This is a genomic window from Bacillus gobiensis (assembly GCF_001278705.1).
In the GTDB taxonomy this organism is placed as follows: Bacteria; Bacillota; Bacilli; order Bacillales; family Bacillaceae; genus Bacillus; species Bacillus gobiensis.
In genome coordinates this window covers 3,097,352-3,109,316 of the sequence record NZ_CP012600.1, presented here as the reverse complement: position 1 = coordinate 3,109,316, position 11,965 = coordinate 3,097,352, and the positions used below count along the sequence as shown (strand labels likewise).

Here is an 11,965-nt window from a genome sequence, read left to right as displayed (position 1 = left end):
GTATAAATCTAGATTATCATACTATGCTGGTAGGAAAACAAGTTAAACAAAAAAATCCATATGAGGCTTATCTTTTTTGTAGTACTCCATACGATTTTGAAGAGTTCCGGTATGAAATTCGAATTTATGTCCGTCCGGATCTGTGAAGTAGATTGATTTTTTATCCTTAACGTCCCGTTCTCGTCCTAGAAGGATATTGACTTCCAACTGCTTTAACTTATTCAGCATCGAATTGAAATCCTGTTCATCTATGGAAAACGCGAGATGGGTATATGACTGGTGAATCTCATTTCGTGGAATCTTTTCCTCAAGATTAAGTGCGAGCCAAAGCCCATTTAGGTCAAAATAAGCTGTTGTTCTCCCTTTTACCAATAGCTTGGCATCAAATACGCTCTGATAAAATGCAATAGACTGATCCAAATTGGACACAGAAAACAGAAGATGATTGATTCCTTTTATCATGCGGGCTCCTTTTGATAAAGTTGGTATTTTGTTAAACGGGTAATAGCAGAAATTACTATATCGCAAATAAAGTCGGAAGATCGCAAGTAAATGTAGAACATCGCAAATAAAACCGAATTCAAATGAAAAAAAGCCGATCCAGACTATGGGATCGGCATTCTTTCTACAATTAATTCACTTTTTCTTTTTCAACGGTGCTGACTTCTGTGGTCCAGCCGAATTCGTCAGACTGGTCGCCTCGTTGAATGCTTGTAATCGTGCTGTACAATTTTTTCGAAATTGGGCCGGTTTCTCCGTTATTGATTACGAGGCTTTCGTTTTTCCAGATAAGCTCTCCAACAGGTGAGATGACAGCTGCTGTTCCGGTTCCGAATGCTTCTTCAAGTTTGCCTTCTTTGTGGGCTTCCGCAATTTCTTCGACCGAAATTTTCCGCTCAGTAACAGGGAGTCCCCAATGCTTCAATAGCTGAAGAACAGAGTTGCGTGTGACCCCTTCAAGAATGCTGCCGTTCAATGCTGGAGTGATAATTTCACCATTAATTTTAAAGAAGATATTCATGCTTCCGACTTCTTCAATGTATTTTTTCTCAAGTCCGTCAAGCCATAGCACCTGGGAAAATCCGCTGGCTTCTGCTACTTCTTGTGCTTTCAAGCTTGACGCGTAGTTTCCGGCTGTTTTCGCAGTACCGGTGCCTCCAGCTACGGCACGTACAAATTCGCTTTCTACTGCGATTTTCACTGGAGCAATTCCTTCTTTATAGTAAGATCCAACTGGAGAAAGAATAATGATCAGTTTATAGGTTTTTGAAGGAGCTACACCAAGATAGGATTCAGTTGAAATGATGAACGGGCGAATATACAGCGATGTTCCTTCTTTTTCTGGAATCCATTCTTTATCAACAGTAATAAGCTGCTTCAATGCCTCTAAAACAAACTCTTCATCCACACGTGGAATACAGAGCCTGTCATTTGATTTGTTTAGGCGTTCCATATTTTTTTCAGGTCTGAACAAAAGAACCTTTCCTTCTTTTGTCAAATATGCTTTTAGGCCTTCAAACACGGTTTGCCCATAGTGGTAAACCATCGCTGCCGGTTCCATGGCGATTGCTTGATAAGGTACGATTCTGGGGCTGTGCCAATTTTCTTCAACAGAATAATCCATGACAAACATATGGTCAGTAAAAACTCTGCCAAACGCCAGCTCGTCAGATTGAGGCTTTGGTTTTTTAGATGAGGTGAGCTGAATGCTGATTGAACTTTTTTCCATAATAAGAAAACTCCCTGCTATAAATTGATTAATCGTTATTGAACGAAAATGTTTTATACTCTATTGTATACCTTCAAAAAATATAAGCAATAGGTTTTGGCCGAAAAGTTAAGGGAATTTTTAGATAATTGCTCTTGGTTGATTTAAGGGGAAGAGTTTTTTTATACTTTTTATATACATAATTAAGAGGAGATGTTATTAATGCCATCATCATTGCAAGGAAAGACTGCCATTATTACTGGGGCAGGAAGAGGAATTGGAAAAGCAGCTGCAATTGCATTTGCACAAGAAGGAATCAATGTCGGTCTAGTTGGCAGATCGCTCGCTAACTTAGAGGATGTAGAAAAGCAATTAGCTTCTTACGGGGTTAAAACACTTTCGGTATCTGCTGATGTTCAGGATTTGGCTTCTGTAGAAAAAGCTGTACAGACGATAAAGGAAGAGCTTGGCGAAATCGACATTTTAATCAATAATGCTGGAATCAGTAAATTTGGCGGCTTTCTTGATCTTACTCCTGAGGAATGGGAATCGATTATCCAGGTCAACGTGATGGGAGTATACAATGTCACAAGAGCCGTGCTGCCTGGCATGATTGAAAGAAAAAGCGGGGACATTATCAATATTTCTTCCACAGCCGGACAAAAAGGAGCACCTGCAACAAGCGCATACAGCGCATCGAAGTTTGCTGTTCTTGGCTTGACTGAATCACTGATGCAGGAAGTAAGAAAGCATAATATTCGAGTAAGTGCACTAACACCAAGCACAGTCGCAACCGATATGGCGAAGGATTTGAACCTGACAGACGGCAATCCGGAAAGTGTAATGCAGCCGGAGGATCTTGCCGAATTCATGGTTGCCCAACTGAAAATGAATTCACGCGTTTTTATAAAAACTGCGGGACTGTGGTCAACAAATCCTTAAAAAGAGCGGAATTCCCGCTCTTTTTTATGCCGAATTTTATCGAAAAATCGATATATTTCTATTTTCGTCGATAAAATGAAAAAAGCGACGATATCCAAGGCTGCCTCATGAAGAAGCAGCCTTGAAATAAGCGGACAATGCAAGGTCGATGGCTTCCATCCCTTCAATTGGCTCGCAGCCGAGGGGCTCTCGCGCATATCCGCCTGCAATCCCCAGCTTTCGCATTGCGTATTTCATTCCAGTCGGGGAAGACATACCAGTTAGTGCTTGTGCCACAGGCTTTACTCGCTCCAAAAGCTGCTCGGCTTCCTCTTTGTTCCCTTGCATCAGAAATTTCACAACCTCATTCATTTCTTCAGGAAACAGATTGCCGATCACGCTTGTGAGTCCGTCATACCCAATTGAAAAATGAGCGGAAATTTCCAAGTCAATCCCGGAAAAGACGGCTGTTTTTTCTCCAGTAAGCTGTTTAATAACGCGAGCTTTATTAGGATCGCCTGTTTCTTTGACTGCAATGACCTGCGGAACTTCTTTCATTATTTTTGCAATCGTTTCTGCGTGAAGATCAACCGCTGTTCGTAACGGATTATTGTACAAAAGAATCGGCAGTGAACAAACCTCGGCGATTTTCTTTATGTACGAGAGAGCCTCTTCCTGAGAAACACGTACGTAAGGAGGCATGCCGAGCATGATGCCGTTCATTCCTGCTTGTTCAGCAGCGCTCGCCAGCTCAACAGAGTCTTTTGTTTGAACTGCAGCAACTCCTGCATATAACTGCAATTCTCGGCTGGAATGCTTCCTCGCCAATCGGTACAGCATTTTTCTTTCCTCAACTGTCATGGAATGCTGTTCTCCCGTCGAGCCGCAAATAAGCAGTGCGGGAACCTTCTTTTTTTGATAAAAATCGATTAATGATGAAATTGCATCTTCATCTATACTTCCAGATCGGGTGAATGGAGTCACCATCGCAACGCTGTACGGAACAAAAGCCATTCTAACTTCCTCTCCTTTTCACTCATTAAATAAGCTTATACATATAATACTCGTTTACCGGCTTTCCATCTATGAAAAGCGAGTTGATTTTTTCACCTTCAATATTAAAGCCCACCTTTTTGTAGAGGCGAAGGGCTTTTTCATTGTTTTTGATCACAGTTAATTCAAGCCTTGTGATCCCGTTGTTTTTAGCCCATTGAAACGTTTTGTTGAATAGTCTCGAAGCAATGCCCTGCCTCTGAAATTGTTCGTGGACGCCTAAGACCAAATAAGCGGAGTGTTTGTTCCTGTTTGCTTTACCTCCGAGTGCCATCATATATCCGCCAAGCTGTCCATTTTCTTCGGCTACAAAAAGAGCGGAATGTTTGTCATTAACAAACGCGTCGATACGTCTTTTTTCTCTTTCGGCATCTGCAGCTCTTTCATTCGGTTCAAAAAGCATAAATCCTGACTGGTCAATTTCAAAAAGAAGCTCGGCGAATGCCTTCGCGTCTTCCGGCTGAACGGGTCTGATATCCATCTGAATTTACAGTACGCTTCCGCCGGAAATTTTAATCGATTCGCCGACAATATTAGGAGCTGCGTCTGTTAGTAGAAATGCAATGGTATTTGCGACTTCGGCGGGAGTGGTAATTCGTCCGGATGGAATTCCTTTTTCAATTTCAGCGAGTTGTTCTTCAAAGGAAACTCCATTTTGTTTTGCATTTCTTTCGATCACATCTCGACCCATCTTTGTATCGACATAGCCAGGGCAGACAGCATTTACTCGAATGTTTGCTGGAATGGCTTCGACAGAAAGAGATTGGGTAAAGCCGATCAGTGCGAACTTGCTTGAAGAATAGGCAGCGTTTCCATAGGTGCCCCTTAGACCGGATAAAGAAGAAACATTAACAATTGTTCCGTTCTTTATTTCGAGCATTTTTTTATACACAGCTTTTGTTAGCATGATTGTCGACGTCAGATTAAGATGCATCATGCGATCTAAGTCTTCTTCCTTCAGCTCATCGACTGTCGTACCACCGGCAATAGCGGCACTGTTGACCAAACCGGTAATATTCCCGTGGATGGCCTCGGCTTCCTCGAGAAGCTGAGCCCGATCTTCTTCTTTTGTTATGTCCGTGGCTCTCACAAAGATTTTTTGTTTGTCTGTCATTGCTGATAGCTCGGTTGCTAATTCAGAAAGCTTCGATTCATTTCTTCCTGTAACGGTCAGCCGTGCGCCCATTGCCGCTGTAACTTTCGCGGTTTCAAATCCAATTCCCCCTGTAGCTCCGGTGATTAACACATGTTTCCCCTCTAATGCTGATGAAGAAAAAATTGTCATAATTGGTCATCTCCTTATACGTTTTATATTCTCTTTTTCCCTATTCACTAGAAGTAACAAACGAATAAGCTGTCGAACGGTTTTGGCTGACAATTGAAATAATTTGAAATATAATGGTAACATAATAGTAATATTGTAGGTAAATATTACTAATGACCGGAGGGATGATATGGATCAAGAAAACTTTCAATATCTTTATGATACAAATCATCATCTTCTATATCCTTTTGTCTATTATCTTATCAAAGACAGGGAATCGGCTGAAGAAGTCCTTCATCGAATTTATGAAAAAGCATTGGATAAAAAGCTGTTTCTAATGGAAAAAGAGACGAGCAGGTCCGCACTCTTTGTCTACGCAAGAAATTTATGTTTTTATTATAGGTTGAAGAGCATTTTCCGGCTGCACCCAACAGATGATTCGGCTCTAGAGGAGGCGGACATTTACCACTCTCTTTCATCATGCCGTTTTATTGAGCAGCAGGTGATTATTTGTATACATATATTAAAGCTTACTTACGAGGAAACAGAAAACATTCTATCCATCCCCGCAAATAAGGCGGAGGAAATTGAGAAAAAAGCAGTTAGAAAGATGACGAAAAAAATGACAGCGGCCGGAATGGATTGATGTAAAATCGACCGGCTGCTATTTTTATGAAAAAATTTCCTTTCCGACACATAATTTATTGAATAAGGGGAAAGATATTCCTAATTTGAAAAGGAGTGAGTTAACATCATGAACATTCAAAAAGGAATAGCTGCTGCCTGGATTTTAGGTGCTTCACTCATATTGTCTGCCCCTGCACAAGCAGCACCCCCAAAGGAAAACTCTGAGAAAAAAGTAGAACTGACAGAAAAACAACTCAATGAATTGTCTGTTTTACATAAGGAAGTGTTAGAAAAAAACAAGCAAATTATTAACAAACAAATTGAATACGGCTTGATGAAAGAGGAGAAAGGAAAGGTTATCATTTCAATGATGGAGAGACGGTTTAAAGAGCTTGAAGAAAACGGATTTGCCTATAAGCACTCCCGCCATCACCATCATTATCGCGACCGGTAAGCGAACATGAAGACAACTAAGAATTTACTTGAACGAATCACTTACCTTTGCGCCTGCGGTTACCAAAAATGCAGCGGGCCAAGCAGCTATGTTAGCACAATGGTCCAAGCTGTAAATATGATGACGCTGTCAATGTCTTATTACTAAGCTAGCTGGATATGGTTCTTCCGTATCCAGTTTTTTTCTTTTAATCATGCTAAGATAGGAGGCGAGAGGAGAAGAGACCGATGAAAATCAAAGAATTGAAAACAAAAGCACAAGTGGCGGAAGCTTATCCGGTAATGAAACAGCTGAGACCTCATTTAAGCAAAGAAGAATATTTAGCGCGAGTGGAACGTGCCGCTCAATTGATGAATTACCGTTTACTCGCCCTTTATGAGGAATGAAAACCAGTGGCAGCTGTTGGGTTTTTGCCGAGATTTTCAATTAACCAAGGCGATCATGTATGGGTAGAGGATTTAGTCACAGACGAGAACCATCGTTCAAAAGGGTACGGACAGCTGCTGTTAACAGAAGTTGAAAAGTGGGGAATCGAGAATGGGCTCGGTACGATTTCTCTCTCTTCCGGATTGCAGCGAGAGAATGCCCATCGATTTTATGAGGATAAAATGGAGTATGAAAAATCAAGCTATTTATTCAGGAAAACTTTAAGATAGATTTTATCCCCTTCTCTAAAAAAAGTTCGGTGCAACCGCAACCAGGTGATGTGCGTCTTACATTGTGAAGGAGTTGACACGAATGCAGCTTACCAAAGAAGATATGGCAAACTTAAAAGATGTAATGGAGAACTGGAAAAACGAGCTTCTCGTGTACAAATTTGCCCTTGATCAAATGAATACAAAATTTTCGATCATCAGTCAGGAATACAATCTGATACATGGTCATAATCCGATAGAGCATACAAAATCAAGAGTAAAGAGCTTTGAAAGCATCGTGAATAAATTGGCAAGAAAAAATTTAGAAGTGACCACGGCTCATGCGAAAGAACATATTCATGATATTGCAGGGGTTCGAATCATTTGTTCGTTTCTTTCTGATATTTATAACGTAGTTGATATATTGAAACAGCATAATGACCTGGAGATTCTAGGGATCAAGGATTATATTAAAAACCCGAAGGAAAACGGCTATAGAAGCTTGCATTTGCTGATTGAAACACCTGTTTATTTAACGAACGGAGTCGAAAGAGTAAAGGTGGAAATTCAGATTCGAACGATTGCTATGGATTTTTGGGCAAGCTTGGAGCACAAAATTCATTATAAGCTTAACAACGCTGTTCCTGAACTTCTAACCGAAGATTTAAAGGAAGCGGCAAATATCGCAAACTATTTAGATGAAAAAATGCATGGCATAAATAATGAGGTGGATAGCGCAAAAAAGGAGCCTGAAGAGGAAAGATAGGTTTCTCTGGGATCAGTCACCGAAATCCGCGAAAGCAAACAAACCTTTCTAATAAAGAAAGATTTGTTTGCTTTGTATCTACAATTATTTCACGGCTCCTGCTGTCAGCCCGGCAATAAAGTACCGTTGAAGAAAAAGGTAAGCAATGATCATTGGTGCTGATGAAAGGAGTACACCTGTAAAAAGCATGGGATAGTTGGTCAAGTATTCTCCTTGAAAACCAAGCAGCATTAAAGGCAATGTCTTTTTTGAATCATCAGTTATGTAAAGCAGCGGATTTATTAGATCGTTCCAGTACATGACAGATAGAAAAATGGCAGCAGATGATAATGGTGCGATAGACAGGGGCAAAAAGATCTTATAGTAAATCTGCCAATTGTTTGCTCCATCAATTTCAGACGCTTCAAATAAACTGCCGGGAATCGTTCTGGCAAAGCCAGAAAGGATGAATACAGCGACAGGAAGCGTTCCGGCAACATTTACGATGACCAGTCCCGTTAAGGAATTGGTCAAATTCAAGCTCGATATCAATTGATAAAGAGGAAGCATATTCACTTGGGCAGGCACCATCATTCCAAGTGCGAAGAAGGAAAAAATAATTAATCCAATCCAAGTTGCCAACCGCCTTATTGCAAATGCGATTAAACTAGCAAAAAACAACGTAATGAAGATAGAAAAACATGTTACGATCAAGCTGTTTGTAAAATATAAAAGAATCGATTGCTCCTGAAAAAGATTTAAATAGGATTGCAGTTGAAATTCTTTCGGCAAAGAAAAAGGACTCTCAAACAGCTCTGCACTTGTCTTAAAGGTTGACAGGATGATCACACTTACCGGCAAAATGATTACCATGGCATAAATCGTTAATAGACTAATTTTACTAATACGGAAAATCACAGCTTATCCCCCTCCCACTAGTAAGTAATCGAATTGGCGCGCAGCAGTTTAAATTGCACAATAGTCAATACAGCCACAATCAGCAAAAAGAACATCGATATGGCAGTGGCGTATCCAAACTGGTTGTTTTGAAAAGCAGTGTTATAGATATAGGTAGAAAGAATTTCAGTTGCATAGTTTGGTCCGCCACGGGTCATGGCAAAGATTAAATCAAACGCTTTAAAAGACTGAATCGTCGTATAGGCAATCACAATGGTAGCAGCAGGTGCTACGAGAGGCCATGTCACATGCCGGAACGTTTGCCATTTTGATGCACCTTCCAGCTGCGCTACCTCATAGAGATCCTCAGGTATGGTCTGCAATCCTGCTACAAAGATGACGATCATTTGCCCTGCATGAAACCAAACCTGTACAAGGGCGACCGAATAGATAGCAATCGTTTGATTTCCTAACCAATTTTGGGAAAGAGGATCGAAATTCAAAAAGTGAAATAGTGAATTTAATACCCCAATATTTGGATCGTACATAAACAGCCAGATAAATGAAACAGATACCGAGGATAAAATTGTCGGAAAAAAATACAGCGCACGCAAAAAAATATTTGTTTTCGTATTTTTTTTAAGAAAAAGTGCGAATAACAGAGAAAAAACAAATTGCAAAAGGACGACAACCAACATAAATTTCAAATTATTAGTTAGAGCCGTGCCAAAGATTGTATCAGTGGCCATTCGCTTGTAATTATCCAACCCTACAAACTCAAACGTTTCAGTGAATCCATCCCAGTTTGTCAAGGAATAAAATAACGATCCAAATGTCGGGAAAACAAAGAAAATTGCATAGATGAGAAACCCGGGCAAAATAAATAGATACAGAGTTTTGGAATATTTCATATTGGCAGACGACCTCTCTATGTTGAAAATCAGCGGAAGGAATCCCCCTCCCGCTTTTTAGGCTAATTCGAAATATTTTGATCGACTAGGCCTTGGGCTTTATTCGCTGCATCTTCAGGAGATGTGCCGCCTAATACATCTTGTATTGAACCCGTAACCGCCTTTTCCACATTGGCGTTGGTGATTGTGTACCTTGGCTGGAAAAGCGTCTTCTTATTTATCCACGGTTCCAATTTCTTTAGAGCCGGAGATGTATACGTTACATCATTGACGGTCACATGCTGTGCTGTATCATTGGCATATTCAGTAGCAATATCCTTTTGGCTTAAAAAGGATATGAATTTTTCAGCAGCCTCTTTCTTTTTTGATTGGTTATTTACAGCGAGCATAAAAGTAGATGTATGAATGCCTTCATATTTAGCCTCATTAGCCGGGACAGTAATAGGAGCTAACGAATCCAGTTCGATGTCGGGATTTTGCTGCTGGATGCTGCTAATGGAGAAAGAACCCATCGCAAACATTGCTGCTTTTTCTTGAGCAATCAAACTGATCGCTCCATCTTGTTTTGTTCCGAGAACATCGTTTTGAAAATATCCCTTTTCGTTTAGCTCATTTATTTGAGAAAGTGTTTTAACCCACCACTGATCTGACAATTTCGTATTTCCGTCCTGTAAATTACGCAGCGCGTTTTCATCAGGCTGGTTGTTCATGACCATACTGTTCATGAATTGGGCCGGTGCATTATCGCCGGGAAAAGCAATAGGAATATACCCATTTTCTTTTAACGTCTCACACAGTTGAAGGAATCCTTCCCAATCTCTTGGCGGCTTAAGATTCAATTTTTCAAAGATAGCTGTATTATATACTGGTTGATTAAATACAAGCTGATAGGGAACCGCCAGCTGTTTTCCGTCTTTTTGCCCATTTGTTATTAGATTTTGATTGTATTGTTTTACAAACGCTTTGTTCGTAAGGTCAGAAAAATATCCTGCCTTAGAGAGTAATTCAAATTGAGCACCTGGAAAGGAAGTAAATACATCTCCGGCCCCGCCGCCTCTTAACCTTGTCTGTAGGACAGTTGTATATTGGTCTGAGGGGATTACGCTCATTTTTACTTTGATTGTTGGATTTTCATCCTCAAATTTCTTTATCAGTTTGTTAAATACCTCAGCATCTTCTCCGCGCCAGTGCACGAAGCTTATAGTAGTTTGGTCGCCTTCATTGTTTCCGGAGGAATTCGAAGAACAGCCAGTAATCAAGAAAATAAAAATGAATGTTAATGCCAAAAGCAACTTGTGCATTTCGAAATCTCCCTTATTGTGATATTTTATCGGCTATTCTTTCTTCCGTATGAAAATCGGTATTTGTAAAGGTTTTATCTCCTTTATCCAAGTCTAATAGAGGGAAAAGTAAATCCGCTACTTGGTAAGCCTCTTCCAGATGAGGGTACCCGGAAAGGATGAATGTTTCGATTCCCAAGTCCTCATACTCTTTTAAACGCTCTGTCACCGTGTAAGGATCTCCTACTAGTGCCGTACCGGCGCCTTCCCGGACTAATCCGACTCCCGCCCACAGATTCGGGCTGATTTCAAGGTTCTCTTTATTGCCATTTTGGAGGGCAAGCATTCTTCTTTGGCCTTCAGATTCATGTTTGGCTAACGATTCCTGCGCGGCTTTGATTGCAGATTCATCTACGTATTGAATTAATTCATGAGCTGCCTGCCATGCTTTTTCCATCGTTTCTCTCACAATCACATGCAACCGTATGCCAAACCGAAGGGTACGACCTTGTTCGGCAGCAAGTTTTTTCATTTTCTCAATCTTTTCTTTCACTTTATGAGGCGGTTCTCCCCAAGTTAGATACACATCTACATGCTTTGCAGCGATATTTTGGGCAATTTCTGAAGATCCGCCGAAATAGAGCGGCGGGTAGGGCGATTGGACAGGAGCAAACACATTTTTTCCGCCTTCTATATCGAAATATTTGCCCGTATAAGTCACGCTTTCTTCGGTCATCATTTTTTTCCATACTTCCAAAAATTCGTTGGTGACCTCGTATCTTTCCGTATGATTTAAGTGAATGCCGTCTCCTTTGTGCTCAGCCGGGTTACTTCCCGTCACGATATTTAACAAAAGCCTTCCTCCTGACATTCGGTCGAACGTAGAAGCCATCCTTGCGGATAAAGTCGGCGGCATGAGTCCTGGTCGCAATGCAACCAAAAATTTCATTCGTTTTGTAACAGAAATTAGAGATGAGGCAGTTACCCATGCATCTTCACATCCGCGGCTCGTTGGCAATAATGCTCCATGGTAACCTAATGAATCCACTGCTTGGGCAATCTGTTTAAGATAATCAGGCGTTATTTCGCGCTTTCCAAATTCGGTACCTAGATATTTGTTGTCTCCGCCTGTTGGGAAAAACCAAAAAACTTCCATCTGTATTTCCTCCCCATGATGAATTGTCTTTTTTTATTCTGCTTTATGAAAAGAGACACTTGAGTCGCCAATTTTTCTTCTGGCAAACTTTATGAGAAGATAATAAACCTATTTTTCTTATAATTCAAGTCGGAATAATAGTGATTCAAAAGATTATGAGGAGAGTCAATTTTGATTTTTCTGCGTGTTTTTTAGGTCACATCGAGAGGTAAGCGTTTTCGCTTCGGGGTTTTTCTTTTTGCTTGCTGATCGTTTGAGAGGTCTAAAAAATAAATTGTTGACATTTACACTAATGACATACTTTAGAATTTAAT

At 40.5% G+C, this 11,965-nt stretch carries 13 protein-coding genes and 1 pseudogene; 5 read left to right on the top strand and 9 right to left on the bottom strand.

Annotation, left to right across the window (positions count from 1 at the left end; genetic code table 11):
- Window positions 1–42: 42 nt before the first annotated feature.
- The gene (fosM, locus tag AM592_RS15595) at window positions 43–462 is read right to left on the bottom strand and encodes a FosM family fosfomycin resistance protein (RefSeq protein WP_053604660.1); all 420 of its coding nucleotides are present in this window, start codon (window positions 460–462) and stop codon (window positions 43–45) included.
- A 169-nt stretch (window positions 463–631) separates the two neighbouring features.
- A complete protein-coding gene (locus AM592_RS15590; RefSeq protein WP_053604659.1) occupies window positions 632–1,729 on the bottom strand; it encodes a branched-chain amino acid aminotransferase in 1,098 nt (365 codons plus the stop codon).
- A gap of 201 nt (window positions 1,730–1,930) precedes the next feature.
- Here AM592_RS15590 and AM592_RS15585 point away from each other — a divergent pair, with 201 nt between their 5' ends.
- On the top strand, window positions 1,931–2,650 hold the full coding sequence (locus AM592_RS15585; protein ID WP_053604658.1) for a 3-ketoacyl-ACP reductase: 720 nt from the start codon (window positions 1,931–1,933) through the stop codon (window positions 2,648–2,650).
- 105 nt (window positions 2,651–2,755) lie between these two features.
- On the opposite strand, the gene dapA is transcribed toward AM592_RS15585, so the two are convergent.
- The 3 genes from dapA to AM592_RS15570 are packed head-to-tail and all read right to left on the bottom strand — an operon-like array spanning window position 2,756 to window position 4,967.
- Window positions 2,756–3,643: a 4-hydroxy-tetrahydrodipicolinate synthase gene (gene dapA, locus AM592_RS15580; protein ID WP_053604657.1), complete on the bottom strand. Its 888-nt coding sequence runs from the start codon at window positions 3,641–3,643 to the stop codon at window positions 2,756–2,758.
- A 25-nt stretch (window positions 3,644–3,668) separates the two neighbouring features.
- On the bottom strand, window positions 3,669–4,163 hold the full coding sequence (locus AM592_RS15575; RefSeq protein ID WP_053604656.1) for a GNAT family N-acetyltransferase: 495 nt from the start codon (window positions 4,161–4,163) through the stop codon (window positions 3,669–3,671).
- A 6-nt stretch (window positions 4,164–4,169) separates the two neighbouring features.
- A complete protein-coding gene (locus tag AM592_RS15570) occupies window positions 4,170–4,967 on the bottom strand; it encodes an SDR family NAD(P)-dependent oxidoreductase (protein ID WP_053604655.1) in 798 nt (265 codons plus the stop codon).
- A 169-nt stretch (window positions 4,968–5,136) separates the two neighbouring features.
- Between AM592_RS15570 and AM592_RS15565 the strand changes: the two genes are divergently transcribed.
- From AM592_RS15565 to AM592_RS15550, 4 genes and pseudogenes are all read left to right on the top strand, one after another.
- Window positions 5,137–5,592: an RNA polymerase sigma factor gene (locus AM592_RS15565; RefSeq protein ID WP_053604654.1), complete on the top strand. Its 456-nt coding sequence runs from the start codon at window positions 5,137–5,139 to the stop codon at window positions 5,590–5,592.
- Between the two features lie 108 nt (window positions 5,593–5,700).
- Window positions 5,701–6,027 carry a DUF2680 domain-containing protein gene (locus tag AM592_RS15560; protein ID WP_053604653.1) on the top strand — a complete coding sequence of 109 codons (327 nt, stop codon included), beginning with the start codon at window positions 5,701–5,703 and terminating at the stop codon, window positions 6,025–6,027.
- Between the two features lie 227 nt (window positions 6,028–6,254).
- Window positions 6,255–6,683, top strand: a pseudogene (locus AM592_RS15555) (GNAT family N-acetyltransferase).
- Window positions 6,684–6,765: 82 nt separating this feature from the next.
- On the top strand, window positions 6,766–7,428 hold the full coding sequence (locus AM592_RS15550; RefSeq protein WP_053604652.1) for a GTP pyrophosphokinase YwaC: 663 nt from the start codon (window positions 6,766–6,768) through the stop codon (window positions 7,426–7,428).
- Between the two features lie 84 nt (window positions 7,429–7,512).
- On the opposite strand, the gene AM592_RS15545 is transcribed toward AM592_RS15550, so the two are convergent.
- The 4 genes from AM592_RS15545 to ssuD form a co-directional block, all read right to left on the bottom strand.
- Window positions 7,513–8,325: a carbohydrate ABC transporter permease gene (locus AM592_RS15545; RefSeq protein ID WP_053604651.1), complete on the bottom strand. Its 813-nt coding sequence runs from the start codon at window positions 8,323–8,325 to the stop codon at window positions 7,513–7,515.
- Window positions 8,326–8,342: 17 nt separating this feature from the next.
- Window positions 8,343–9,215: a carbohydrate ABC transporter permease gene (locus tag AM592_RS15540; RefSeq protein ID WP_053604650.1), complete on the bottom strand. Its 873-nt coding sequence runs from the start codon at window positions 9,213–9,215 to the stop codon at window positions 8,343–8,345.
- Between the two features lie 62 nt (window positions 9,216–9,277).
- The gene (locus tag AM592_RS15535) at window positions 9,278–10,516 is read right to left on the bottom strand and encodes an ABC transporter substrate-binding protein (RefSeq protein WP_053604649.1); all 1,239 of its coding nucleotides are present in this window, start codon (window positions 10,514–10,516) and stop codon (window positions 9,278–9,280) included.
- Between the two features lie 13 nt (window positions 10,517–10,529).
- The gene (gene ssuD / locus AM592_RS15530) at window positions 10,530–11,651 is read right to left on the bottom strand and encodes an FMNH2-dependent alkanesulfonate monooxygenase (RefSeq protein WP_053604648.1); all 1,122 of its coding nucleotides are present in this window, start codon (window positions 11,649–11,651) and stop codon (window positions 10,530–10,532) included.
- Window positions 11,652–11,965 lie beyond the last annotated feature (314 nt).

What these genes read in the sequence shown, in the direction of transcription:
- fosM (WP_053604660.1), bottom strand. Translation starts at nt 462, where the DNA reads ATGATAAAAGGAATCAATCATCTTCTGTTTTCTGTGTCCAATTTGGAT.
- AM592_RS15590 (WP_053604659.1), bottom strand. Translation starts at nt 1,729, where the DNA reads ATGGAAAAAAGTTCAATCAGCATTCAGCTCACCTCATCTAAAAAACCA.
- AM592_RS15585 (WP_053604658.1), top strand. Translation starts at nt 1,931, where the DNA reads ATGCCATCATCATTGCAAGGAAAGACTGCCATTATTACTGGGGCAGGA.
- dapA (WP_053604657.1), bottom strand. Translation starts at nt 3,643, where the DNA reads ATGGCTTTTGTTCCGTACAGCGTTGCGATGGTGACTCCATTCACCCGA.
- AM592_RS15575 (WP_053604656.1), bottom strand. Translation starts at nt 4,163, where the DNA reads ATGGATATCAGACCCGTTCAGCCGGAAGACGCGAAGGCATTCGCCGAG.
- AM592_RS15570 (WP_053604655.1), bottom strand. Translation starts at nt 4,967, where the DNA reads ATGACAATTTTTTCTTCATCAGCATTAGAGGGGAAACATGTGTTAATC.
- AM592_RS15565 (WP_053604654.1), top strand. Translation starts at nt 5,137, where the DNA reads ATGGATCAAGAAAACTTTCAATATCTTTATGATACAAATCATCATCTT.
- AM592_RS15560 (WP_053604653.1), top strand. Translation starts at nt 5,701, where the DNA reads ATGAACATTCAAAAAGGAATAGCTGCTGCCTGGATTTTAGGTGCTTCA.
- AM592_RS15550 (WP_053604652.1), top strand. Translation starts at nt 6,766, where the DNA reads ATGCAGCTTACCAAAGAAGATATGGCAAACTTAAAAGATGTAATGGAG.
- AM592_RS15540 (WP_053604650.1), bottom strand. Translation starts at nt 9,215, where the DNA reads ATGAAATATTCCAAAACTCTGTATCTATTTATTTTGCCCGGGTTTCTC.
- AM592_RS15535 (WP_053604649.1), bottom strand. Translation starts at nt 10,516, where the DNA reads ATGCACAAGTTGCTTTTGGCATTAACATTCATTTTTATTTTCTTGATT.
- ssuD (WP_053604648.1), bottom strand. Translation starts at nt 11,651, where the DNA reads ATGGAAGTTTTTTGGTTTTTCCCAACAGGCGGAGACAACAAATATCTA.